Here is a 23,490-nt window from a genome sequence, read left to right as displayed (position 1 = left end):
GGTAAGCGCCCTGCTTACCGGGTTTATTGCTTTACAACGGTACGAAAAAGCGAAAACACGCCCCCGCCGCCGCATCAACCAGACGAATACTGCCGCCGTGCAGCTCCAGCATTCTGCGCACGATCAGCAGCCCCAGCCCGCCGCGATTTTCCCGCGCGCTCTGTGGACTTAACGCGGAAGGCCGCAGGAACAGCTGTTCACGCAGCGCATCCTCCACGCCCGGCCCACTATCGGCAACCTCCACCTGCAACCGTTCATTTTCCTGCCACACCCGCAGCATCACCGTACCGCCCGGCGGCGTATGGCGCACCGCGTTATCGAGCAGGTTAGTGACCACCCGCTCCATCATGGAAACATCAGCGTTCAGTAACGGTAGTGACCGCGGAATATCCACCTTCAGCGTCAGGCGACGCGTTTCAATCGCCAGATCGAACTTTTGCGCCACGTCCTGCAGCAGCTCGCCGATGGCAAACGGTTCCCGCTGCGGCTTAATCCCACCGTGCTCCAGCTTCGCCAGCTCAAACAGCTGCTGCGACAGATGGCGCACCTTGTGACCCTGGCGCAGGGCAATCGCCAGATACTGGCGGTTATCCTCCGGCGTCAAGGTATCGGCCTTCAGCGACAGCGTCTCCAGATAACCCAACAGCGAGGTCAGCGGCGTACGCAGGTCGTGGGAGATATTGGCGATAAACTCCCGGCGCTGGCGATCGCTGTCCGAAAGCTGATCCCACTGGCCGGCAATTTTCCGCGCCAGTTCGATAAAGGTATTGCGCAGTATCGCCACCTCGTTCGAGGTAGCGCTCTCCAGCGGCTGCTGCGCCAGCTGGCGGATGGCGCTGATGCTGTCCTGGTCCAGCCACTCAACGTCGGCGGTGAGCTGGCGCACCGGGCGGGTGACCCAGTACCAGACCATCCCCCCTGCCAGCAGGCCAAACAGCGTCACCAGCAGCAGCGACCAGACAACGGTGCTCCACAGCGTTTTCTGCCAGGCGCTCTCCGCCAGCGCGTTGAACGTTTCCCCTTCGAGAACGATATAAAGATAGCCGTGCAGATTGCCGTTCAGCATCACCGGCGCGGCGCTGAACGCCTTACGTTTAGTCAGATCGCGCGGATCGTCGCCGTACACCGGCCAGGAGGCGTCGCTGAGAAAGGCTTTTACCGGTTCAATGTCCAGTTGCTGGCGCTTGATGTGTCCGGGCGGCGCGGCGTCGGCAATAATCGTGCCTTCGGGCGACAGAAGATAGAGTTCAACGCTGGGGTTGAAGGTCATCAGCCGGTCAAACAGCATTTTCAGCGTCTGGCGGTTCACTTCACCATGCGTTTCCAGCAGCGGCTCGCGGTTGACGATCTGCTGGGCCAGCCCGGCGGAGAGCCGCTGGACCATCGCGTTGCCGTACTGGTTGCTGTTATAGAGCTGCACGCTACAGGTGGCAATCGCGCACAGCAGCAGGATGGCGGTGAACACCAGCGTCAGGCGCTGGCTGAGGCTGAGCCGCCGGTTCATAACGTCGGCCCCCGTTTGTCGGTGGCGAACTTATAGCCTTTGCCCCACACGGTGAGAATAATTTCCGGCTCGGCGGGGTCGCGCTCAATTTTGACCCGCAAACGGTTGATGTGAGTATTGACGGTGTGTTCATACCCTTCATGCTGATAGCCCCAGACGTTTTCCAGCAGCGACAGGCGCGAGAACACCTCGCCGGGATGGCGGGCAAACCAGTACAGCAGGTCGAATTCGCGCGGCGTCAGCTCCACCGCCTCGCCGCGCAGCTGTACCTGGCGGGAGAGTGGGTCAATCGTCAGGCCATGGCAGGCAATCGTGCCGCTCTCCAGGCGAATGCTCTGCCCCATCGCCTCCTGGCGGCGAAACAGCGCCTTCACCCTGGCAATCAGTTCAAGCACGGAAAACGGCTTCGGCAGATAGTCGTCAGCCCCCATCTCCAGCCCCACCACCCGCTGCGTTTCGCTGGTGCGGGCGCTAATGATAATCACCGGCAGGTAGCGGGTCATTTGCCGGATGCGGCGGCAGATCTCCAGCCCGTCGACGCCGGGCAGCATCAGGTCCAGAATCACCGCATCCCACACGTTCTGCTCAAGCTGAAGCAGCGCGCGTGCGCCGTCGGCCTCATGCACAATCTGATAGCCCTCGTCCTGAAGATTCAGGCGCAGCAGGGTTGCGATGTCCTGGTCGTCTTCCACCAGTAAAATTTTCTTTGCGCTATTCATGACGCTCCACCTACGCTTTTTTTCAAGCTTAACTCAGGCGAGCGTCGCGAGTTATCACATTTTATTTAAACTTCGCTCAGTCATTCAGCGACAGATACCCAGGCGCGTAAACTGCTCCTCCGGCGCATCGTTTTCCGCCATCAGCCGCGAGAGTACGGCCAGCATATGTTGCTCAAGCGCCTCATCCTGTATGGGATCAAGCTGCTGCGGATCGCGCTTGAGGTCAAACAGCAGGTGGCCAAACTGGCTCAGCCCGCGGTATTTCTCCCGCGCCGGGATACGCAGCGTCTGTAACCCTTTGCTAAACCGAAACGGCGGTGCCAGCGCAATATCCCGTAGCTCATCCGGCGTGAAGCGGCAGTTCATTTTGATCGGCATCAGGGTGTAGTTGGCCAGCAGCGCTTCATTGCCCGGCAGCGCCGCGCGCATATAGACATAGCGCCCGTCGGTGACATTCACATGGCCGCTGAAGACGCCAAACAGCGCGGCATCGCGTACCGGGGTGTCATCGGCGATGGTGTTCGCCAGCGCTTTGCCCTGCATATCCGGCGGGATGGGCTGGCCAAAGAAATCCAGCACCGTCGGCGCCCAGTCAATCATCTGTACCAGCGAGGCGCGCCGCTCGCCCTGCACGGCGCTGCGCGGATCCCAGATAAACAGCGGCGTATTCGCGACTTCGTTGTAGTACGGCATCTGGTTTTTCGCCCAGTAGCCGTGCTCGCCCAGCAGAAAGCCGTGATCGGTACCGACGATCAGCATCGTGTCACGCCACAGATCGTGCTCGTCCATCAGGTCGAGAATACGGCCCAGGTTTCTGTCGCACATCGAGACCAGCGCGCGATAGCGGCTGCGGATATGGGCGATCGCCTCGTCACTTTCGGCTACCTTGCCGCGCGGCCAGTCGTAATGCGGGCCTTCCCAGCCATCGTCGTATAACGCCAGGTACTCTTCGGTGGTATAGAACGGTTCGTGCGGATCGAAGGTCTCCACCTGCAACAGCCAGTTATCCTGCTGGTGATTATTGGCGATAAACTCGCAGCCGGTGTCAAACACCTGGGTCTGCGGAAAATCGGCCTCCTGCTGGATGTACTGGCGGTTCACCCAATCATGCCGCCATAGCCCGGAGACCCCGCCGCCGGTCTGTTTTTGCGGCACGCTTAGCACCGGCGGGATGGGCGGTTCAGCGACGCTGCCCTTCCAGTGGTCTCCCTCCTGGCCGCGCACAATTTCCCACGAACTGTAGCGATTGTGATAGTTACCGCCGCCGTCTTCCCAGTAGTGCAGGTGGTCGCTGATCAGGTGGGTATAAATTCCAGCCTGTTTTAGCAGCTCCGGCATTGAGTCATCAAACGGCTCCAGCGGCCCCCACTCCCGGTGTAAAAAGTTATAGCGCCCGCTGTGCAGTTCGCGGCGGGCGGGCATGCAGGGCATGCTGCCTACGTAGCTGTTATCAAAGGTTGCCGCCCGCTCGGCCAGACGCCGGAAGTTAGGCGCCTGGGTTATCGGGTCGCCATACGGCGGCAGATAGTGTTTATTCAGACTGTCGAACAGCAGAATAATCGTCTTCATGACGGTTTCCTCAGGCGTCTTTTTTCAACAGGTGCGGGAAATGCTTTTCGACCACCTCATAAATCTGGGCACCTATTTTTTCACCATCCATAATATTCTCGATAGGAATCAAATATTGCCCGTGACGCGGGTCAAGGCTCACCACATCAATCAGCTTTTTAGAAATAGCGTAGATATGCGCCCAGTCGGTAAAGCCGCCCACTTCACCGGCAGCGGTGTGCTCCATATCAAACGCAAAATCATATTTCGCTAACGCTTTTTGCACCACGGTTTGCAGCATTACGCTGCTGCCAACGCCGTAACCACAGACAAACAGAATATTAATTTTATCGTTCATTTTTCAGTCCTTTAAACGTTAATTATTTATGCCGCGAATGGGCCTAGATGGAACGTTGATGCAATAAATTTAAGTACTTCACAAATGGCCGGCCACAGGGTTGCCCAGTCAAAAATACCGGTCCAGCCGACGCCGTCTTTCGCCAGCCCGGTTAATGGAATCGCCCATACGGTGCCGAAGGTTTGAATCATGCCGAGAAGGAAGGTGCAGATAATCACCGAACGGTAGCCGCCCATACGGTTTGCCAGCACGCCTATCGGGCCGCCGGAGAAAAAGAGCGGAACAAAGCCGGGTAGCACCATAATCGGGCTTTTAAACAGCAGCAGCAGGCCCATGGAGAATATGGTGCCAAAGGTACAGAAAATAAAACCGAGGGTGGCGGCGTTCGGAGAGAACGGTAATAACGCGGCAACGTCCACGGCGGGAATGGCGTTGGGAATAAAACGATCCTGCCAGCCTTTAAAGGAGCCGTTAATTTCCCCCACCATCATGCGCACGCCCTGCAGCAGAATGACCATATACATCGAGAACTGGAGGCCGAGGTTGATAATGTAAATATACCAGGGTTTACCTTTGGCCATTAGCTGGACGTTATCAATGCCGGTCGCCAGTAAAAAACCGCCGACGAACAGGGTCATGATAATGGCTATCGAGGTAACGTTATGGTTAAAAATCGCCAGCCACCCCGGCAGCTTGAGGTTCTCTGCGTCGTGCTTTTCCGGGTCGCCAAATTTATGGGCGAACTTAGAGAAAAACCACAGCCCAATCATTTGGTTGTGCGCGATGGTGAACCCGGCATTGTTGGTGATTTTAGCGATCGGTTTAACGATTAACGTGGTTGAGAAAGCCCAGAATATCCCGGTGAGTACGCCGGCAATCACAATCGACTGCGCCCAGCCAAAGCCCAGCCAGAAGACAATCAGCCACAGTACCGCCTGGGAATGGGAAACGCCGGTGTTACCGGTCAGAAATATCCCCTTCGCGCCGGTAAAACGCCCGAACAGCACTAAGATCAGGTTGGTGAAAAAAGCCAGCACAAAAACGTAGCCGACATAGCCAAAATTATCCCCCAGCGCAATCTGCGTCGCCGCTTTCATGGCATAGGAATCCATTAAATAGCCATGGACGCCGTAGGCTTTGCTGACCGCTTCCGCCACCGGTTTAAAGGTGGCCGAGAATTGAAAACCACCGAACAGCACCATCATTAAACCGACCATCGCACTGACCATGCCGGTAATAATTTTGATCGGGGATTTTTTATCAAGCGTATAACCGACACCCACCAGCAGGCCAATTAATATTGCCGGTTCGGTCAGGAATGTCTGAATAACATCTATAAACCTGGAAAACATCGTTCGAACGCCCTCCATAAGCGAATGAATTCACGGTCTGGAATACGACCGTTGCGGGTATTAATGACGACTTCCTTTCTGAGTTCGACTTACTCGATAATCGTGGCCTCTGCTAATTGTCCTTAGCCGCACTCTATTAATCAAATTAAGTCATTAAAAGATTAAATGTGATTATATGTGATTTGTTTTGCAAAAATAGACGTAAAAATAAATGCAATCAATTAATTAACTGATCGCATTTATTTTAAAGATATTAATTATGAATTAATTAAGACGTGATATTTATTAAATAAATATATTTAGCGTTTCACCAGCAGCGTTAATACTTCGTAATGCGCGGTATGCGGGAACATATCAAACAGCTGTACTTTTTCGATGCGGTATCCCGGCAGGTGGATAAAGTCTTTCGCCATGGTCTGCGCGTTGCAGCTGGAGTAGATAATCGCCTCCGGCGCCATCTCGCTTAAATAGTCGCACAGCGCTTTACCAATACCCCGACGCGGCGGGTTGACCAGCACCAGCTGCGGGATGTCCGCCTGAGCGGTAGCAAACTGGGTGGAGTCCAGCGCCTGGAAATGCAGCTTGTCCAGCCCCAGTTCCGCCGCCGACTGCTTCGCACAGGCGATGGCCTCCGGCGCAATCTCAATGCCGGTCAGGGTCATCTCCGGCGTGGCGCAGTGCAGGCCAAAACCGCCGACGCCGCAGAACAGATCCCACATGTGGTTCACCGGCAGCGCGCGCACCCAGTCGCGCGCGGTGGCGTACAGCGCGCTGGCAACGGTCGGGTTGGTCTGGAAGAAGCTTTGCGGACGGATCCACAGCGGCACGCCGTTAAAACGCTCCGCCAGCGCCTGCTGTTCGGTGAAGAAAATTTCCTGCTCGCCTTCCATAATCGCCATATGGACCGGCTGAATATTGGCGGTGATCACCTTCAGCTGCGGCAGCTGTTCCTGAAGCCACGGCAGCGCGGCGCGGAGTTGTTGCAGCTTATTATCTGAACGCAGCACAAAGCGCAGCATCATACCGCCGTCGAGCTGGCTTTCGGTGAGCAGCAGATACTTCAGCTCACCGCGCCTGCGCGCCACGTTGTACGGCGTCAGCCCGGCGCGGGCGATAAACGGCTTCAGCGCGGCAAAGACCGGCGCAAAAGAGGCGGGATACAGCGGGCAGTCGGTTAAATCCTCCGGCGTGCCGTCGCGGTGCAGCATGCCGAGCAGCGGGCGCTCTACGCTGCCGCTAACCACCATTTTGGCTTTATTACGAAAGCCCTGCTCCGGGCCTTCCACCGGTGCGCACCATTTGGCAACGGGAAAATCCGCCAGCAGCGTCTGGAGATCGGCCATTTTGGCGGCGAGCTGTTCGGCGATCGGCCGCTCAATCCACTGACAGGAACGGCAACGGTCGGCATCATAAAGTGCGCACTGCATAGAAAAACCTTGAGACAAATGGGGGCGTGGATTGTATCACCGTTATTGTAAGCGGAAAAATCGCCGTGAGGAGGCGGGAACAAAAAGCAGGCACAGCACCAGCAAATCCGGCATTTTTTGCATCACCAGCGAGTGGAAGATTTCCCGCTTCGATTCACCGGCAATGCTGAACAGCTCCGGGTAGCCGTAGCCCAGCGACGCCGCCCACAGATAGCTGGCGGCAATCACCTGCGTCAGCAGATAGACCCAGCGCGCCCAGTTGCGCCCTTTGATCAGCGAAAATGCGCAGGCGATTTCGACAAACACCAGCACCAGGCTGGAGAGGAACACCAGCGTCAGCGTCCAGGTCTGTACGCTGCGATGAATAAATTCGCCCATCCCATTCAGCCCCAGCAGGTTGATCACCATCAACAAGTCGAGGCAGCGGATTAAAATAATGGCGAGCGCGGCCACCTGCACCAAAGCAGGGACATTCAGGCGAGCATGCGACCGACGGCTTCGAGTAAACAGTTCCAATGTATTGCCTTCCATGAAAACGATGCCGCGAATATTCGCGGCATCGACTGCATATCCGTATCGATTTTAAGTGGATTATCCGCGTCTTGCACGTTGGATATCACGCACCCGCTGTTTTTCCGCGCGCGCCATCAAATACCAGGCGATAAATCCGACAATTCCGACCACCCCGAGGATCAGCGACGCCAGGGCGTTAATCTCCGGATTCACCCCCATGCGGACGCTGGAGAACACCAGCATCGGCAAGGTGGTCGCGCCCGGGCCGGAGACAAAGCTGGCGATCACCAGGTCATCTAAGGACAGTGTGAAGGCCAGCAGCCAGCCGGAAATCACCGCCGGCATGATCATCGGCAGCGTGATCACGAAAAACACCTTCAGCGGCGTCGCGCCAAGATCCATCGCCGCCTCTTCAATCGAGCGATCCAGCTCGCGCAGCCTTGAGGAGATCACCACCGCGACATAAGCGGTACAGAAGGTAACGTGCGCCAGCCAGATGGTGAGCATGCCGCGATCCCCCGGCCAGCCGATACTGTGGGCCAGCGCGACAAACAGCAGCAGCAGCGACAGCCCGGTGATGACGTCCGGCATGACCAGCGGCGCGGTGATCATAAACGCAAAGCCGTTGGCGCCCCGGAAGCGGCCAAAGCGCACCATCACCATCGCCGCAATGGTGCCGAGCACCGCCGCCATGGTGGCGGCCGCCGCGGCGATGGTCAGGCTCAGCCCCACCGCGCTCATCATCGCATCGTCGCGGAACAGCTCGCCGTACCAGCGCGTCGACCAGCCCGCCCAGACGGTGACCAGCTTCGAGCTGTTAAACGAGTAAATCACCAGCATCAGCATCGGCGCATACAGGAAGGTAAAGCCGATAACCAGAATCAGGACTCGCCACGGCGAGCGGACGACCGGTAGGTTATTCATCCGTGATCCCCCATCTGTTTTTGCTGATATTTATGGAACCACATGATCGGCACGATCAGCAGCAATAGCATCACGATCGCCACCGCCGACGCCACCGGCCAGTCGCGGTTGTTGAAGAACTCCTGCCACAGCACGCGGCCAATCATGATGCTGTCCGGGCCGCCGAGCAGTTCCGGGATCACAAACTCCCCTACCGCCGGGATAAACACCAGCATCGACCCGGCGATAATCCCCCCTTTAGTGAGCGGCACAATCACGCTGAAGAAGGTTTTCAGCGGGCGCGCCCCGAGATCCAGCGACGCCTCGACCAGCGAGTAGTCGATGCGGGTCAGCGCGGTGTAGATCGGCAGCACCATAAACGGCAGATAGGCGTAAACAATGCCGATATAGACCGCCAGATTGGTGTGCAGAATGGTCAGCGGCTGATCGATAACCCCCAGCCACATCAGAAAGTTATTCAGCACGCCGTTGTTTTTCAGGATCCCCATCCACGCGTACACGCGGATCAGGAACGAGGTCCACGACGGCAGGATCACCAGCAGCAGCAGAATATTGCGCGTCGAGGGCTTGCTGTGCGCCACCGCCCAGGCCAGCGGATAGCCGAGCAGCAGGCAGCAGATCGTCGAGATCGCCGCAACCTGTAAAGACTGGAGATAGGCTTCAAAATAGAGCGGATCGTCGGTCAATTGCAGGAAATTGCCGAAGTTCAGCGCCACGGTCAGCTGACCGTCGGCCCACTCCATTAAGTTGGTATACGGCGGAATGGCGCGCGCCATCTCCGCGAGGCTGATTTTAAAGACAATCAGGAACGGCAGCAGAAACAGCAGGATCAGCCATACATACGGCAGCGCAATCACCAGCTTGCGCCCGTGCTTCATATTGACCCGCGCCAGCCACAGGGCGAAGCCGCCCGGTTTGTGCGGGCGGGCCGGTGGTTCATAGATACTCATCGCCCCTCCTTAAACCGTCAACACCACGCAGCTGTCGGCTTCCCAGCACAGACGCACCTCATCGCCCCAGGTCGGTAACCCTTTCTGGTAGCGATGCGCGTTCTGTAGCTGCGCGCTGATCATCTGCCCGCTCTTCAGGCGGACGTGATAAATGGAGAGATCGCCGAGGTAAGCGATATGCTCAACCTCCCCCACCGCAAAGTTGTAGCCATCGGCCGGCGGCGCCTCGCAGAGCATGATTTTTTCCGGGCGCAGCGCGACGTACACCGGCACGTTGTCGACCACCGAAGCATCGGCATCCACCTTCAGCGGGTGCACCAGCCCCGGGGATTCAATCACCAGCCCGTCTTCATCACGCGCTTTCAGCAGCCCTTCAAACACGTTGACCGAGCCGATAAACTCGGCGCTGTAGCGGGTGGTCGGGTGTTCGTAGATTTCTTCCGGTTCGCCAATCTGCACGAATTTACCGCGGTTCATGATGGCGATACGGCCAGCCATGGTCATCGCCTCTTCCTGGTCGTGGGTCACCATCACGCAGGTCACGCCGACGCGCTCAAGAATATCCACCACTTCCAGCTGCATGCGGTCACGCAGCTTTTTATCCAGCGCGCCCATCGGTTCATCGAGCAGCAGCAGCTTAGGCCGCTTGGCAAGGCTGCGCGCTAGCGCCACGCGCTGGCGCTGGCCGCCGGATAGCTGGTGCGGCTTACGCTTCGCAAACTCCTGCATATGCACCAGCGCCAGCATTTCGGCGACGCGGGCGCTGATTTCCGCTTTCGGCAGCTTGTCCTGCTTCAGGCCGAAGGCGATGTTTTGCTCCACGGTCATGTGCGGGAAGAGCGCGTAGGACTGGAACATCATGTTAATCGGGCGCAGATACGGCGGCACGTGCGCCAAATCCACGCCATCCAGCACGATCTGCCCGGCGGTGGGCTGCTCAAAGCCCGCCAGCATACGCAGCAGCGTAGACTTGCCGCAGCCGGACGCGCCCAGCAGCGCAAAGATTTCGCCTTTATAGATAGTGAGGTTAACGTCATCCACGGCGTGCTGGCCGTCGAAGGATTTGGTCAGGTTACGGATTTCCAGCAGCGGGGTCAGCGCTTTGCGGGTTTTCGCCTGTGGGCGGGGAATAGCGTCGTTCAATCGGGTGCTCTCCGGCAAAAAACGAATATCGATATGACCCGGTTGTCATATCAACCTCTGGACACCCGCCGGGCAGCCGGTGTCCAGATTGGGGCAGCTGCACTGCCCCGGTGCATAACTTACTTATTTCCCGCTTTTCACTTTGGTCCACGCGCGCGTTCTGACGCGGTCGATTTTCGGTTCCTGGACTTTCAGCGTGAACAGCTTGGCGAAAACGTCCGCCGGCGGATAGATAGCCGGGTTATCGCGCACCTCGGCGCTGATCAGCGGCGTCGAGGCCTTGTTACCGTTGGCGTAGAACACGTGGTCGCTGATGTGCGCAATCACGTCCGGACGCATCAAGTAATTCAGGAACTGATAGGCTTCGTCTTTGTTTTTCGCATCGGCTGGCATCGCGAAGACATCAAAGAATGCCAGCGCCCCCTCTTTCGGAATGAAGTAGGAGACGTTCACGCCGTTCTTCGCCTCTTTCGCGCGGTTCGCCGCCTGCCAGACGTCGCCCGCCCAGCCGATGGCCACGCAGATGTCGCCGTTGGCCAGATCGTTAATGTACTGCGAGGAGTGGAAGTAGCGAATATTCGGGCGCAGCTTCAGCAGCAGATCGGTCGCCGGGCCGGTGTAATCATCAGCCTTGCTGCTGTTCGGATCTTTCCCCAGGTAGTTCAGCACGGTGGCGAACACCTCTTCCGGAGCATCGAGGAAGGAAACGCCACAGCTTTTCAGCTTCTCCAGGTTTTCCGGCTTCATCACCAGATCCCAGCTATCCAGCGGCGCATCTTTGCCCAGCACGGCTTTAACTTTATCGACGTTATAGCCAATCCCGGTGGTCGCCCACAGGTACGGGAAGGCATATTTGTTGTCCGGGTCGTGCTTCGCCACCAGCTTCAGCACTTCCGGGTCGAGATTTTTCCAGTTCGGCAGCTTGCTCTTGTCGAGCGGCTGGAACACGCCCGCGGTGAGCTGGCGTTCCAGGAAGCTTGCCGACGGCACCACCAGGTCAAAACCGGTGCTGCCCGCCATCAGCTTGCCTTCCAGCACTTCGTTCGAGTCGAAGACGTCGTACACGACTTTAATCCCGGTCTCTTTCTCAAAATTCGCCACCGTATCCGGCGCGATATAGTCGGACCAGTTATAGACATGCAGCGTTTTTTGTTCTGCAGCGAGCACGCTTGCCGAGGCAGCCATCAGCGCACCCGTCACCAGACCTGTTAACCATTTTTTATTTAAGGCGACCATATCTCTTATCCTTCTCGTCGCCCGTTAACAAACGGGCAAAATATACGCAATTTAGAGTATGCAGAAATCATGCATATTTTTTCGTACTGCATGAAAGAGAAGAGACCGGGCTCCCCTGCAGTCATTGCTCGCGCTATCGATGCAAAATTCTCGCCAACAATGAGTATTGCCAGCAATAATTAGGGGGTGCAGCGATATGTCGCAAGAATAACTGTAGCCCGCGCCGGAGGCTATAGGTCAGCGTAAAAAACGCCTTTTATCAATTTTTTATGCAGGATCACTCTATCTGATAAGCCAAAAGCACCAATCAGGTAGTGAAAGAATCTTTAAAAATAGGTTAAATGAAGAATAAAAGCGTGTAATACGCAGCCACCATGGCAGTGACTGCGCTATTTAGCGGGAAGGATTAGTGAAGAAAATGGTATTGGATATCTTCCGGCGGCTGCTCTTCGTCTTCCTCTGCCTTATACAGCAGCTGATGAGCAAACGCCTCCAGGATCACCATCGAGACCTGCTCTTCGCTTTGCTGCACGAAGGCGGCAAACTGTTCAAAGCTAATCCCCACCGCGGCGGATAAAGACTGGCAAACCACCAGCTTTGGCAGATTATCATCCTGCATATCAAGAAACGCTTTCACGGTCAGCGAGCTGGCGTTAATCGCCGACAGATCGGCCCCCAGCGCCAGCAGCGCGGACGGCTTAACCTCGGCCAGCGCCGAGAAGAGCACGACGTTATCAATGAGGTCAATTTTGGCATCGAAGACGCCATCAAAGTTTTGCATATGCGGCAGGTGCAGCGCCTGACAGGTGTCGCACTCAAAAAAGCTCATGCCCATTTCGTCGAGCCACTGACGTAACGTATCCAGGCTCGGGACGACGAGAGAATCCATATTGCCTATGACCTCATGCGGTAAAGTAACATTTCATAAAACACTAACGGCCGGGACACAGCCCGGCCAGAGTAGCCGATTGGTCTATAGCTTACGCAAAAATAGCCGTACATACCATGAAAGCCGCACTAACCACCGATTTTCAGGCAAAAACCAGGATGCGCCTGGCGCTCGATCCACGCGATCATTTTCCCGGCGATATCCACCCCGGTGGTGGTTTCCACGCCTTCCAGCCCCGGCGAAGCATTCACTTCCATCACCAGCGGACCGCGCGCGGCGCGCAGGATATCCACGCCCGCCACCTCAAGGCCCAACGTCTGTGCGGCTTTGATCGCAATCTCGCGTTCGGCGGGGGTGATATCGGCGACGGTCGCTACGCCGCCGCGATGCAGGTTAGAGCGGAAATCGCCCTCCTTCGCCCGGCGCTCGATGGCCGCCACCACCTGATTGCCCACCACCAGGCAGCGAATATCGCGCCCTTTGGCCTCTTTGATGTACTCCTGCACCAGAATATGCGCGTTCAGCCCGCGAAAGGCGTCAATCACGCTCTCCGCCGCCTGCCGCGTCTCGGCCAGCACGACGCCAATCCCCTGAGTGCCTTCCACCAGCTTCACCACCAGCGGCGCGCCGCCGACCATGTCGATCAGATCGCTGGTATCATCCGGCGAGTGGGCAATGCCGGTCACGGGAAGATCGATCCCCTGCCGCGCCAGCAGCTGCAGCGAACGCAGCTTGTCGCGGGCACGGGTAATCGCCACCGACTCGTTGAGCGGGTAGCTGCCCAGCATTTCAAACTGGCGCAGCGCCGCCATACCGTAATAGGTAATGGCCGAGCCGATACGCGGGATCACCGCGTCATAATGCGGCAGCTGACGCCCTTTATAGTGAATGGACGAAGCCGACGGATTGATATTCATGTAACACGAAAGCGGGTCGAGTATTTCGACGATATGGCCGCGGCGAAGGGCTGCCTCGCGCAGGCGCTTGCACGAGTAGAGCGTTCCATCCCGGGATAAAATGGCGATTTTCACCCTTTACCTCTCCAAAAAGACCGTAAAAAAAGCCGGCGTATCATACCGCTTTACCGTGGCCGAATGTATGCGCCCTGACAAAGATTCGGCCCGCTAACGCTGCGTTTATCGGGCCGACGAAAGACGCGTTTCTTAGCGCGTCGCCCAGCCCTGCTTGTGCAGATAGTCCAGGATAAACGGTCGATTTTCTTTAATCAGCGTGCGGCGAATATGGTCGCTCCAGGTGTCGCGGCGCGCGTTGGTGCTGCGCGACAGATAATACTGCGCCAGCTGTTCGTCGTACTGCGCCAGCACTTCGCTATCCATCGGCTGATAGCGGTTTTCATGCACCAGCAGCGAAGCGGGCAGGCGCGGCTTGAGATCCGGATGGCTTGCCGGCCAGCCCAGGCACAGGCCAAACAGCGGCAGCACGTGCTTCGGCAGCCCCAGCAGCTCGGTCACCGTTTCAATGTTATTGCGCAGGCCGCCGATATACACGCCGCCCAGCCCCAGCGATTCCGCCGCCGTCAGCGCGTTTTGCGCCATCAGCGCGGTATCCACCACGCCCAGCAGCAGCTGCTCCGCCAGGCCCAACTGGGCATCCGGGCAAATCTGTAAGTGACGGTTGAAGTCGGCGCAGAACACCCAAAACTCCGCCGCCTGCGCCACGTGCTGCTGACCGCCGGTCAGGCCAACCAGCTGCTCGCGCAGCGCCTTATCGGTAACGCGGATAATTGACGTGCACTGTAAAAAGCTGGAGCTGGACGTCGCCTGGGCGCTGGCGATAATCGCCTGACGCTGCTCCTCGCTAATCGGCTCATCGGTGAATTGACGAATGGAGCGATGGTTAAGCAGAACCTCAATGGTCGGTGTCATCTTTGTTTTCCTTTTTTCGCGACGGGTCAGGATTCATCAGCTGCGGCGCTACGGTACGAGCAATCCCGAGAAACAGCACGCCAGCGGCAGGCAGCATCAGCGCAATTCCGACGAAGATCATCACCACCGCCGCCAGCGGGCTGGCAAACGGCTCGGGCAGCGTCACGTACTGATTCAGCGATAGCCATGCCACCGCCAGCACGATCATGCCGATGGTCTCCAGAATTAAAACGCTTTTCGGTAATGCTCCCAGCGAACGCATCCTCTCCTCCTGTGAACCTTGCGCGTATTTTTATAGCCAATTTACGTCGAGTATAACGGTAAGCGGGTAAAAAATAATTAGCCAAACATAGCCTTGATGAATCAGAGCAACAGGCACAACCTTCTTTCCCGCGGGCGTCCGGCGCGGCATGATAAGCGCCATTCGCCGACAGGCACGTTGATTATCCCGCTCGTTTGAGGAGAGACACTATGTTTACCGTAATTTTTGGTCGTCCGGGCTGCCCTTACTGCGTTCGTGCAAAAGAGCTGGCGGAGAAACTGACTCAGGAGCGTGACGATTTTAACTACCGTTACGTGGATATCCACGCGGAAGGCATCACCAAGGCCGATCTGGAAAAAACGGTGGGTAAACCGGTTGAGACCGTGCCGCAGATTTTCGTCGATCAGAAACACATCGGCGGCTGCACCGATTTTGAAGCGTGGGCGAAAGAGAATCTGGGCCTGTTTGCCTGATTCGCTCCGCTGACCGTTGCACAACGCCCGCCCTTAAAGCGGGCGTTTGTCTTCCCGGCGTTTGTCGTGCAGCATGGAGCTGACGAACAGATAGCATAGCGCGCCGAGCGCACACCAGAAGATAGCGCTGAACAGCCATGCCAGCTCCTGCCAGAAAGAGCCGTGATTCTCTAAAAATAGTCGTGTCAGCAGCAGGCACAGCGGCGCGGCCAGAATCGCGCCCACCAGCGGCAGCATGACCCGACGACGCGAAGAGATAAAGCTGGATACGGCGCCTGGAATAATAAAAAACAGCAGGCCCAGTTCAGGATTTCCGGAAGCGCGAAACGCGCCCTTCACATGCAGAACCAGTGAAAAAAAGACCACTATAAAAAGGATAAAGCAGCAAATTATACCGAGCCAACCGCGTTCAGTTTTCACACACATCTCCTGAAAAACGCTCTATCAAACCCCATTCACCGCCCTTAAGGACGCCCAGTCAGATAAAGTTTTTGGCTTTCCTTGCCAAAACACTTCGGTGCTAAAAGCGATTGTTGCTAGCCGTAGCTTTCAGGAACGATTAAACTACTGACCGCTATTTTCTGGTTATTTTTTGGGTACAGGATAGCGTCAAGCCAACCATCGCCCTTGGTCAACAGTAGACCAAATAGCCATTTCTTTCAACACGTTACTGGTAAACGATAAGTTAGATTCCGTGAATATAAACGTCGCAGATTTGTTAAACGGGAATAACATCCTGTTATTATTCGTGGTATTAGCGCTGGGGCTTTGTCTTGGCAAATTACGTCTGGGCTCAATCCAACTTGGTAATTCCATTGGCGTTTTAGTCGTCTCCCTCTTATTAGGGCAGCAGCACTTTAGTATTAACACCGATGCGCTAAACCTGGGCTTTATGCTATTTATTTTCTGCGTTGGCGTTGAAGCCGGACCCAACTTTTTTTCTATTTTCTTCCGCGACGGTAAAAATTATCTGATGCTGGGGCTCGTGATGGTCGGCAGCGCGCTGCTGATTGCGCTGGGCCTCGGTAAGCTCTTCGGCTGGGATATCGGCCTGACGGCGGGTCTGCTCGCCGGCTCCATGACCTCCACCCCGGTACTGGTGGGCGCGGGAGATACGCTACGCCACTCCGGCATGGAAGGCAGCCTGCTGGCGCAGGCGCAGGATCACCTGAGCCTCGGCTATGCCCTGACCTACCTGATTGGCCTGGTCAGCCTGATCGTCGCCGCGCGCTACATGCCAAAATTCCAGCATCAGGACCTGCAAACCAGCGCCCAGCAGATTGCCCGCGAGCGCGGTCTGGACACCGACACCAATCGTAAAGTCTATCTGCCGGTGATCCGCGCCTATCGCGTAGGGCCAGAGCTGGTGGCGTGGGCCGATGGCAAAAATCTGCGCGAACTGGGCATCTATCGCCAGACCGGCTGCTACATCGAGCGTATCCGCCGCAACGGCATTCTGGCTAACCCGGACGGCGACGCGGTGCTGCAAATGGGCGATGAAATTTCGCTGGTCGGCTACCCGGACGCTCACGCCCGCCTGGACCCCAGCTTCCGTAACGGTAAAGAGGTGTTCGACCGCGACCTGCTGGACATGCGCATCGTCACCGAAGAGATCGTGGTCAAAAACCACAACGTAGTGGGCCGCCGCCTGGCGCAGCTGAAGCTGACCGACCACGGCTGCTTCCTCAACCGCGTGATCCGCAGCCAGATTGAAATGCCGATCGACGATAACATCGTGCTCAATAAAGGTGATGTGCTGCAGGTCAGCGGCGACGCGCGCCGCGTAAAAACCGTCGCCGACCGCATCGGCTTCATCTCCATCCACAGCCAGGTGACCGATCTGCTGGCCTTCTGCGCCTTCTTTATCGTGGGCCTGATGATCGGTATGATCACCTTCCAGTTCAGCAACTTTAGCTTCGGCGTCGGCAACGCCGCCGGGCTGCTGTTTGCGGGCATCATGCTCGGCTTCCTGCGCGCCAACCACCCTACCTTCGGCTACATCCCGCAGGGCGCGCTGAACATGGTGAAAGAGTTTGGCCTGATGGTGTTTATGGCGGGCGTTGGCTTAAGCGCCGGTGGCGGCATTGGCAATAGCCTCGGCGTGGTTGGCGGCCAGATGCTGGTCGCCGGTCTGTTCGTCAGCCTGATCCCGGTGGTTATCTGCTTCCTGTTCGGTGCCTACGTGCTGCGCATGAACCGCGCGCTGCTGTTCGGCGCCATCATGGGCGCACGTACCTGCGCGCCGGCGATGGAAATTATCAGCGACACCGCGCGCAGCAACATTCCGGCGCTCGGCTATGCGGGCACCTACGCGATCGCTAACGTGCTGTTAACCCTCGCCGGTACGCTCATTATCATCATCTGGCCGGGGCTAGGCGGCTAGCCCTGACAGGGGAAACAAAGAAAAGATAAATTTTTTTTGCGCAACGCAGAACTTTTCCATCAGGCGCGAGTCTTAATTAGTGCCACTGCTTTTCTTTGATGTCCCCATTTTGTGGAGCCCATCAACCCCGCCATCTTTGGTTCAAGGTTGATGGGTTTTTTGTTGCCTGAAATTCAGTTACACCAAGAAAAATCAATAGCTTAAAACCGCTTCGCTTGCATCCCCTCCCCCCTATTCCATACTGAAAGAACACGCACCGAATCACGAGGTGACCTATGTTATTAGCAGGTAAAGTCGCGATTATCTTCGGCGGCAGCGGTGCCGTTGGCGGCGCGGTGGCGCATGCCATGGCGCGTGAGGGGGCGCTGGTGCATCTCGCGGCCCGTCATCAGGAGAAGCTCGACGCGGTGGCAGAAAGCGTTCGCGCCCAGGGCGGCACCGTCAGCACCTTGACCGTTGATGTACTCGACGAACAGGCGACACAGCGGCGGGTTGCGCAACTGGCCGAGCAGGCGCACGGGATCGACATCGTGGTTAACGCCACCGGCTTTATGCATCAGCAGGGAAAACATCTGGAGCGGCTCCCCCTTGCCGAGTTCAGGCAGGGTATCGATCCGTTTCTGGCAGCCCAGTTTATTATCGCCAAATCCACCGCGCCCTATCTCGGCGGCCGCCGTCAGGGGGTGATGCTGACCGTTGTCGCACCGGCCGCCGCCATGGCGATGCCGGGGCATCTGGGGCATATCGTGGGCTGTGCCGCCATGGAGTCCTTTATTAAAGCGCTGGCGAGCGAGCTGGGGCCGCGCAATATCCGCGTGCTCGGCGTGCGTTCACACGCGATTATCGGAGCGGTAGAAGCGGGATCGTATACCGGCGAAATCTTTCGCCAGAAGGCGCAGGCGATGGAGCTTACGGTGGATGAATGGCTGGGCGGCGCGGCGCAAGGGACGATGCTCAAGCAGTTGCCGACGCTTGAGCAGGTGGGCGGAGTGATCGCCTTTCTGGCTGCCGATGCCGCCGGCGCGATGACCGCGACAGTGGTCAACGTCACCGCAGGCGCGACCTTTAGCTAGCGGGATTCTCCCCGGCAATGCGCCCCACCATTTTGCGGATCGCTTCACGCGCCAGCGGCTGGCGGTCGGTGACAAAATGCAGGGTCATGCCTTCAATAAACGCATCCAGCGCGCGGGCGGTCGCCGGGTCGAACCACTGCTCCAGCGTCTGCTGGCTGCGTTGCATCCAGCTCTGCATGATCGCCTTCATCGACGGCGTGCTGCTCGCCAGCGCGTAAAGCTGGTACATCAGGGTCATGTTTTTCGGCGTGGTCACCTGGCTGCTGAAGATAATGCCGGCCACGGCATCGCAGGCTTCGGAGGTGGTGGTCACCCCGGCGAAAAATCCCGCGTACTCTTCCGACATGCGCTCGGTGAAGGTGCGAAACGCCTCGCCCAGCAGCGCATCAATGCCCGCAAAATAGTAGGTCATCGACCCCAGCGGCACATCGGCGCAAAGGGCGATTTTACGGTGCGTGACCGCGCTAATGCCGTGCGTGGCGATAGTCTCCAGCGTGGCATCCAGAATGCGCTCCCGGCGCTGCGGATCGTTCGGTCGGCGAGCCATAATTCTCCTCATTCAAGTTATGTACAAATGTACACAACCTTGTTAGTGTTGTCTGCACACTTTCCGACCCGACGCGAATGGATGACAACGTTAACCTCCCGTAAAGCCCTGCAACTGCGGATGTGGGCGCTCTTTATGTTCTTCTTTTTACCCGGTTTATTAATGGCCTCCTGGGCTACGCGTACCCCGGCGATCCGCGATATTTTATCGGTTTCTACCGCCGAGATGGGCATCGTACTGTTTGGCCTGTCGATTGGCTCGATGAGCGGCATCCTTTGCTCCGCCTTTCTGGTGAAACGATTCGGGACCCGCGCGGTTATTCGCACCACCATGTCGTGCGCCATCTTCGGGATGATGATTCTCAGCCTGGCGCTGCACTTCAGCTCCGCGTGGATCTTTGCCATTGGCCTCGCCATCTTTGGCGCGAGCTTCGGCTCGGCTGAGGTGGCGATTAACGTTGAAGGCGCGGCGGTCGAGCGCGAAATGAAAAAAACCGTGCTGCCGATGATGCACGGTTTTTACAGCTTCGGCACGCTGGTCGGCGCCGGGGTCGGCATGGCGGTCACCGCCTTCGGTTTACCGGCAATGTGGCACATCCTGCTGGCAGCGCTGGTGGGCATTGCGCCTATCGCTATCGCCATTAAAGCCATTCCCGACGGCACGGGTAAAAACGCGGCGGAAGATGCCCAGCATCAGGAAAAAGGCCTGCCGTTCTGGCGCGATATGCAGCTGATGCTGATTGGCGTGGTGGTGCTGGCGATGGCGTTCGCCGAAGGGTCTGCCAACGACTGGCTGCCGCTGCTGATGGTCGACGGCCACGGCTTCAGCCCGACTTCCGGCTCGCTGATTTATGCCGGGTTCACGCTGGGGATGACCGTCGGGCGCTTTACCGGCGGCTGGTTTATCGACCGTTACAGCCGCGTCGCCGTGGTGCGCGCCAGCGCACTGATGGGGGCGCTCGGTATTGCGCTGATTATTTTTGTCGATAGCGCCTGGGTGGCTGGCGTATCGGTTATCCTATGGGGACTGGGCGCATCGCTTGGCTTCCCGCTGACCATTTCCGCCGCCAGCGATACCGGCCCGGATGCGCCAACCCGCGTGAGCGTCGTCGCCACGACCGGCTATCTGGCGTTCCTGGTCGGGCCGCCGCTGCTCGGCTTCCTCGGCGAACATTACGGTCTGCGCAGCGCAATGCTGGCCGTTCTGGCGCTGGTTCTGATTGCCGCTCTGGTGGCGAAAGCGGTGGCTAAACCCGAGCCCCGCGTTGTAATGGAGAGTCATTGATGAGCGTTAAACTGATCGCTGTCGACATGGATGGCACGTTTTTAAGCGACAAGAAAACCTATAACCGCGAGCGCTTTCGTCAGCAGTATGCGCGGATGAAAGACCAGCAGATCCGCTTCGTGGTGGCCAGCGGCAACCAGTATTACCAGCTGGCGTCGTTCTTCCCGGAGATTGTCGATGAAATTGCTTTCGTCGCCGAAAACGGCGGCTGGGTCCGCGACGCGGGTGAGGATGTCTTCAACTGTTCAATGCCGCGTGACCACTTCCAGCAGATTGTGGCGTTCCTGCAAACGCGCCCGGAAATTGAAATTATCGCCTGCGGTAAGCAGAGCGCCTACACGCTGAAGCACTACGACCAGCGCTTCCACGACATCGCGGTGCACTACTACCATCGTCTGGAACTGGTGGAAAACTTCGATAACCTCGACGATACCATCCTCAAATTCGCCCTGAACATCCCGGACGACAAAGTGCCGCAGATGCAGACGCTGCTGGATAACCAGCTCGGCCATATGCTCACCGCGGTCACCACCGGCCACGGCAGCATCGACCTGATTATTCCCGGCGTGCATAAAGCCCACGGTCTGAGCCTGCTTCAGGCGCGCTGGGGCATTGGTGACGAAGAGGTGGTGGCGTTCGGCGACAGCGGCAACGATATCGAAATGCTGAAGCAGGCGGGCTACGGCTTTGCGATGGCCAATGCGTCGGAAGCGGTGAAAGCGGTGGCGAATTATCGCGCGGCGCACAATAACGACGAAGGGGTGCTGGAGATTATTGATAAGGTGTTAAACGGCGAAGCGCCGTTTGCCTGATTGAGCAGGATTCTGCCTCTTCCGGGTTCTCATCGTTGCCCGGAAGAGGCGCACTGACTACTGCGGCTGCAGGCCGCTACCGACCGTTTTATCCCGCAGGAACATCACCATCAGCACCAGCCACAGCAGGCCAGCGGCCAGGTTGAACAGGCTGAATAAGCCAATGCCTCCCAGCACGTACATGTGTTTACTCAGCTCAATGCCAACGGTAAAGATCAGCATTTGCAGCATGCCCATCGCCGCAGAGACCGTCCCCTTGCTCATCTCGCTGGCGAACAGCGTCAGGCGCACCAGCCCGGCGTTAGCCAGGCCAATCCCGAAGGCGTAGAAGCTCAGCCCGGCGGTCATCCACAGATAAGCGTGGGACGACACCACCGTCGCGGCGGCGGCCAGAAGCAGACCAAACATGATCGGATAGCCGCCGGCAACGATCAGCGCGCGTACCGTCCGGCGTGACGTCAGCCGCGCCAGAACCAGGTTACCGAGGATCAGCGCGCCAAAAATCGGCACCTGCAACAGGCCGTATTCATAGCTGCTGGCCCCCTCGCCGCTGATAATAATAACCGGAGACTGGGCAATCCACGCCAGCAGCGGCAGGCTGACAAACCCCGTCGCCAGCGCGCCCGCCACGAAGCGGCCGTTTTTCAGCACTTCACGATAGTCGCGCCCCAGCTCTTTTAACGACAGCTTCTCGCCAAGGCGGGTCGCCGTTTCCGGCATCTCTTTATGCAGCCCGATATAGGCCAGCGCCGCGAAGAGCACAAACATCCCTTCCCAGCGCGCGACGTGGATCCACGCGGCCCCCACCAGTGGCCCCAGCAGCGGCGCAATCAGCGCCACGTTGGCCATCAGGGCGGTTATTTTGATACAGGTCGCCTCGTCGTACGACTCCTGAATTGCCGCATAGCCCACCGCGCCGATAAAGCACAGGCTCACGCCCTGTAAAAAGCGCAGGAAGGTGAACTGTTCGATATTCTGCACCAGCAAAATCGCCAGGCAGGTCACGATAAACCAGATAACCCCGGTGAGCATCACTGGGCGGCGGCCAATGCGGTCCGACAGCGGCCCCAGCAGCCATTGCAGGAACATGCCGCCGGCAAGGTAGGCGGTCATGGAGGTTGGCACCCACTCGTCGCCAGCGTTGAATTCCTTCACCACCGCGAGCATGCCGGGCTGGATCATATCGTTGCCGATATAGGTAGAAAACTCATACAGCACGAGGCAAAGCGGGAACAGAATCGCCTTGCGCCCTAAGCGTTTCCGGGAAGAAGAGGAAGTGTCCATATGACTCGCATCCATTATAAAAACGCGCAAGTTTAATCAATGCGCGGTAGTGGTGATAGTGAATTATCACGTGTCTCAACAATTTCGCACAAATTGATGTCGTTAAGATTGGCTTAAGGTAGTGGACGCTATACTCTACGCCATGCGATATGCCACCTTAATTTCAGAGACTTGTGTGTTAGTAGCGGGAATCAGACAATGCCGCTTTACGCTCCAGGCCAGGCTTTTTAAGGTAGCTGTCATATAAACGTCATCTATTAAGCCGGAACGTTATGCTGGAAAACCTGAACAACTCGCTGTTTTTGCTCATCAACGCCACCCCCGCCTCGGCGGCGTGGGAAATCGCCCTGGCGACCTTCATCGCCCAGGATCTGATACTGATTGTTCCGCTGCTCGCCGCCGCCATGTGGCTGTGGGGCGAACGTAAACAGGTGCATGCTCAGCGCCATCTGGTTATCAAAGTAGCGCTGGCGATTGCCGTCAGCCTGATGCTGTCGTGGACGATTGGCCAGCTGTTCCCGCACGAGCGTCCGTTTGTGGAGAACGTTGGCCATACCTTCCTGCATCACGCGCCGGATAACTCCTTCCCAAGCGACCACGGCACGGTGATTTTCACCTTCGCGCTGGCATTCCTGTTCTGGCATCGTCTGTGGTCCGGGCTGGTTCTGATGATCGTGGGCGTGGCGATTGCCTGGTCCCGCGTTTACCTGGGCGTGCACTGGCCGATGGATATGCTCGGCGGTTTCCTCAGCGGCCTCGTCGGCTGCCTGGTGGCACAAATGCTGTGGCAGTACAGTGGCGCGACGGTTTATCCGCGCCTGCAGCAGCTTCACCGTATTATCTTCTCCCTGCCCATCCGCAAGGGTTGGGTGCGTGACTAGCCGTGCGCTCGCAGGTAAAATACCGCGTTGACCCCGGCATCG

The 23,490-nt window shown here is 57.6% G+C and carries 24 protein-coding genes; 6 read left to right on the top strand and 18 right to left on the bottom strand.

Annotation, left to right across the window (positions count from 1 at the left end; translation table 11 throughout):
- Positions 1–31: 31 nt before the first annotated feature.
- From ACK5JN_RS13330 to ACK5JN_RS13260, 15 genes are all read right to left on the bottom strand, one after another.
- On the bottom strand, positions 32–1,504 hold the full coding sequence (locus ACK5JN_RS13330; protein ID WP_416870631.1) for an ATP-binding protein: 1,473 nt from the start codon (positions 1,502–1,504) through the stop codon (positions 32–34).
- A complete protein-coding gene (locus ACK5JN_RS13325; RefSeq protein WP_416870630.1) occupies positions 1,501–2,223 on the bottom strand; it encodes a response regulator in 723 nt (240 codons plus the stop codon). The genes ACK5JN_RS13330 and ACK5JN_RS13325 overlap by 4 nt, the downstream gene beginning before the upstream one ends.
- Before the next feature lie 84 nt (positions 2,224–2,307).
- Positions 2,308–3,792, bottom strand: a complete 1,485-nt coding sequence (locus tag ACK5JN_RS13320; RefSeq protein WP_416870629.1) for a sulfatase — start codon at positions 3,790–3,792, stop codon at positions 2,308–2,310.
- 10 nt (positions 3,793–3,802) lie between these two features.
- A complete protein-coding gene (locus tag ACK5JN_RS13315) occupies positions 3,803–4,129 on the bottom strand; it encodes a PTS sugar transporter subunit IIB (RefSeq protein ID WP_416870628.1) in 327 nt (108 codons plus the stop codon).
- A 26-nt stretch (positions 4,130–4,155) separates the two neighbouring features.
- The gene (locus ACK5JN_RS13310) at positions 4,156–5,499 is read right to left on the bottom strand and encodes a PTS sugar transporter subunit IIC (RefSeq protein ID WP_416870627.1); all 1,344 of its coding nucleotides are present in this window, start codon (positions 5,497–5,499) and stop codon (positions 4,156–4,158) included.
- Positions 5,500–5,780: 281 nt separating this feature from the next.
- Positions 5,781–6,908 carry a 23S rRNA (uracil(747)-C(5))-methyltransferase RlmC gene (gene rlmC / locus ACK5JN_RS13305; RefSeq protein WP_416870626.1) on the bottom strand — a complete coding sequence of 376 codons (1,128 nt, stop codon included), beginning with the start codon at positions 6,906–6,908 and terminating at the stop codon, positions 5,781–5,783.
- Between the two features lie 42 nt (positions 6,909–6,950).
- Positions 6,951–7,439: a YbjO family protein gene (locus tag ACK5JN_RS13300; RefSeq protein ID WP_416870625.1), complete on the bottom strand. Its 489-nt coding sequence runs from the start codon at positions 7,437–7,439 to the stop codon at positions 6,951–6,953.
- Positions 7,440–7,499: 60 nt separating this feature from the next.
- Positions 7,500–8,345: a putrescine ABC transporter permease PotI gene (gene potI, locus ACK5JN_RS13295; RefSeq protein ID WP_416870624.1), complete on the bottom strand. Its 846-nt coding sequence runs from the start codon at positions 8,343–8,345 to the stop codon at positions 7,500–7,502.
- Positions 8,342–9,295, bottom strand: a complete 954-nt coding sequence (gene potH, locus ACK5JN_RS13290) for a putrescine ABC transporter permease PotH (protein ID WP_416870623.1) — start codon at positions 9,293–9,295, stop codon at positions 8,342–8,344. Before potH ends, potI begins: the two co-directional genes overlap by 4 nt.
- Positions 9,296–9,304: 9 nt before the next feature.
- Positions 9,305–10,438, bottom strand: a complete 1,134-nt coding sequence (potG, locus tag ACK5JN_RS13285; protein ID WP_416870622.1) for a putrescine ABC transporter ATP-binding subunit PotG — start codon at positions 10,436–10,438, stop codon at positions 9,305–9,307.
- A 123-nt stretch (positions 10,439–10,561) separates the two neighbouring features.
- Positions 10,562–11,674 (bottom strand): spermidine/putrescine ABC transporter substrate-binding protein PotF, encoded by a 1,113-nt coding sequence (potF, locus tag ACK5JN_RS13280; protein WP_416870621.1) that lies wholly within the window; start codon positions 11,672–11,674, stop codon positions 10,562–10,564.
- 406 nt (positions 11,675–12,080) lie between these two features.
- Positions 12,081–12,563, bottom strand: a complete 483-nt coding sequence (locus ACK5JN_RS13275; protein WP_416870620.1) for a YbjN domain-containing protein — start codon at positions 12,561–12,563, stop codon at positions 12,081–12,083.
- Positions 12,564–12,691: 128 nt separating this feature from the next.
- On the bottom strand, positions 12,692–13,594 hold the full coding sequence (gene rimK, locus ACK5JN_RS13270) for a 30S ribosomal protein S6--L-glutamate ligase (protein WP_416870619.1): 903 nt from the start codon (positions 13,592–13,594) through the stop codon (positions 12,692–12,694).
- Positions 13,595–13,726: 132 nt separating this feature from the next.
- Positions 13,727–14,449 carry a nitroreductase NfsA gene (gene nfsA / locus ACK5JN_RS13265; protein ID WP_416870618.1) on the bottom strand — a complete coding sequence of 241 codons (723 nt, stop codon included), beginning with the start codon at positions 14,447–14,449 and terminating at the stop codon, positions 13,727–13,729.
- The gene (locus tag ACK5JN_RS13260; RefSeq protein WP_416870617.1) at positions 14,433–14,711 is read right to left on the bottom strand and encodes a DUF1418 family protein; all 279 of its coding nucleotides are present in this window, start codon (positions 14,709–14,711) and stop codon (positions 14,433–14,435) included. The genes nfsA and ACK5JN_RS13260 overlap by 17 nt, the downstream gene beginning before the upstream one ends.
- Before the next feature lie 209 nt (positions 14,712–14,920).
- Between ACK5JN_RS13260 and ACK5JN_RS13255 the strand changes: the two genes are divergently transcribed.
- Positions 14,921–15,184 (top strand): GrxA family glutaredoxin, encoded by a 264-nt coding sequence (locus ACK5JN_RS13255; RefSeq protein WP_035894505.1) that lies wholly within the window; start codon positions 14,921–14,923, stop codon positions 15,182–15,184.
- 33 nt (positions 15,185–15,217) lie between these two features.
- Here ACK5JN_RS13255 and ACK5JN_RS13250 read toward each other — a convergent pair whose 3' ends face one another.
- Complete coding sequence (locus ACK5JN_RS13250; protein ID WP_416870616.1) at positions 15,218–15,604, bottom strand: inner membrane protein YbjM; 387 nt, start codon at positions 15,602–15,604, stop codon at positions 15,218–15,220.
- 274 nt (positions 15,605–15,878) lie between these two features.
- Between ACK5JN_RS13250 and ACK5JN_RS13245 the strand changes: the two genes are divergently transcribed.
- Both ACK5JN_RS13245 and ACK5JN_RS13240 read left to right on the top strand, forming a co-directional pair.
- Positions 15,879–17,567 (top strand): aspartate:alanine antiporter, encoded by a 1,689-nt coding sequence (locus ACK5JN_RS13245; protein WP_416870615.1) that lies wholly within the window; start codon positions 15,879–15,881, stop codon positions 17,565–17,567.
- A gap of 275 nt (positions 17,568–17,842) precedes the next feature.
- Complete coding sequence (locus ACK5JN_RS13240; RefSeq protein ID WP_416870614.1) at positions 17,843–18,640, top strand: SDR family NAD(P)-dependent oxidoreductase; 798 nt, start codon at positions 17,843–17,845, stop codon at positions 18,638–18,640.
- Here ACK5JN_RS13240 and ACK5JN_RS13235 read toward each other — a convergent pair.
- A complete protein-coding gene (locus tag ACK5JN_RS13235) occupies positions 18,633–19,187 on the bottom strand; it encodes a TetR/AcrR family transcriptional regulator (protein ID WP_416870613.1) in 555 nt (184 codons plus the stop codon). The two genes, ACK5JN_RS13240 and ACK5JN_RS13235, sit on opposite strands and share 8 nt — an antisense overlap.
- 81 nt (positions 19,188–19,268) lie before the next feature.
- On the opposite strand from ACK5JN_RS13235, the gene ACK5JN_RS13230 reads away from it, so the two are divergent.
- Together ACK5JN_RS13230 and ACK5JN_RS13225 are read left to right on the top strand one after the other, a co-directional pair.
- Positions 19,269–20,471 carry an MFS transporter gene (locus tag ACK5JN_RS13230; RefSeq protein WP_416870612.1) on the top strand — a complete coding sequence of 401 codons (1,203 nt, stop codon included), beginning with the start codon at positions 19,269–19,271 and terminating at the stop codon, positions 20,469–20,471.
- Positions 20,471–21,283: a Cof-type HAD-IIB family hydrolase gene (locus tag ACK5JN_RS13225; protein ID WP_416870611.1), complete on the top strand. Its 813-nt coding sequence runs from the start codon at positions 20,471–20,473 to the stop codon at positions 21,281–21,283. Before ACK5JN_RS13230 ends, ACK5JN_RS13225 begins: the two co-directional genes overlap by 1 nt.
- 57 nt (positions 21,284–21,340) lie before the next feature.
- On the opposite strand, the gene ACK5JN_RS13220 is transcribed toward ACK5JN_RS13225, so the two are convergent.
- Entirely contained in the window at positions 21,341–22,567 is a 1,227-nt protein-coding gene (locus ACK5JN_RS13220) for an MFS transporter (protein ID WP_416870610.1), read from the bottom strand.
- Between the two features lie 272 nt (positions 22,568–22,839).
- On the opposite strand from ACK5JN_RS13220, the gene ybjG reads away from it, so the two are divergent.
- Positions 22,840–23,448 (top strand): undecaprenyl-diphosphate phosphatase, encoded by a 609-nt coding sequence (gene ybjG, locus ACK5JN_RS13215; RefSeq protein ID WP_416870609.1) that lies wholly within the window; start codon positions 22,840–22,842, stop codon positions 23,446–23,448.
- Positions 23,449–23,490: the final 42 nt, after the last annotated feature.

It is taken from the genome of Kluyvera sp. (genome assembly GCF_047971185.1).
Classification (GTDB): domain Bacteria; phylum Pseudomonadota; class Gammaproteobacteria; order Enterobacterales; family Enterobacteriaceae; genus Kluyvera.
This window is presented reverse-complemented; position numbering and strand designations above follow the sequence as displayed.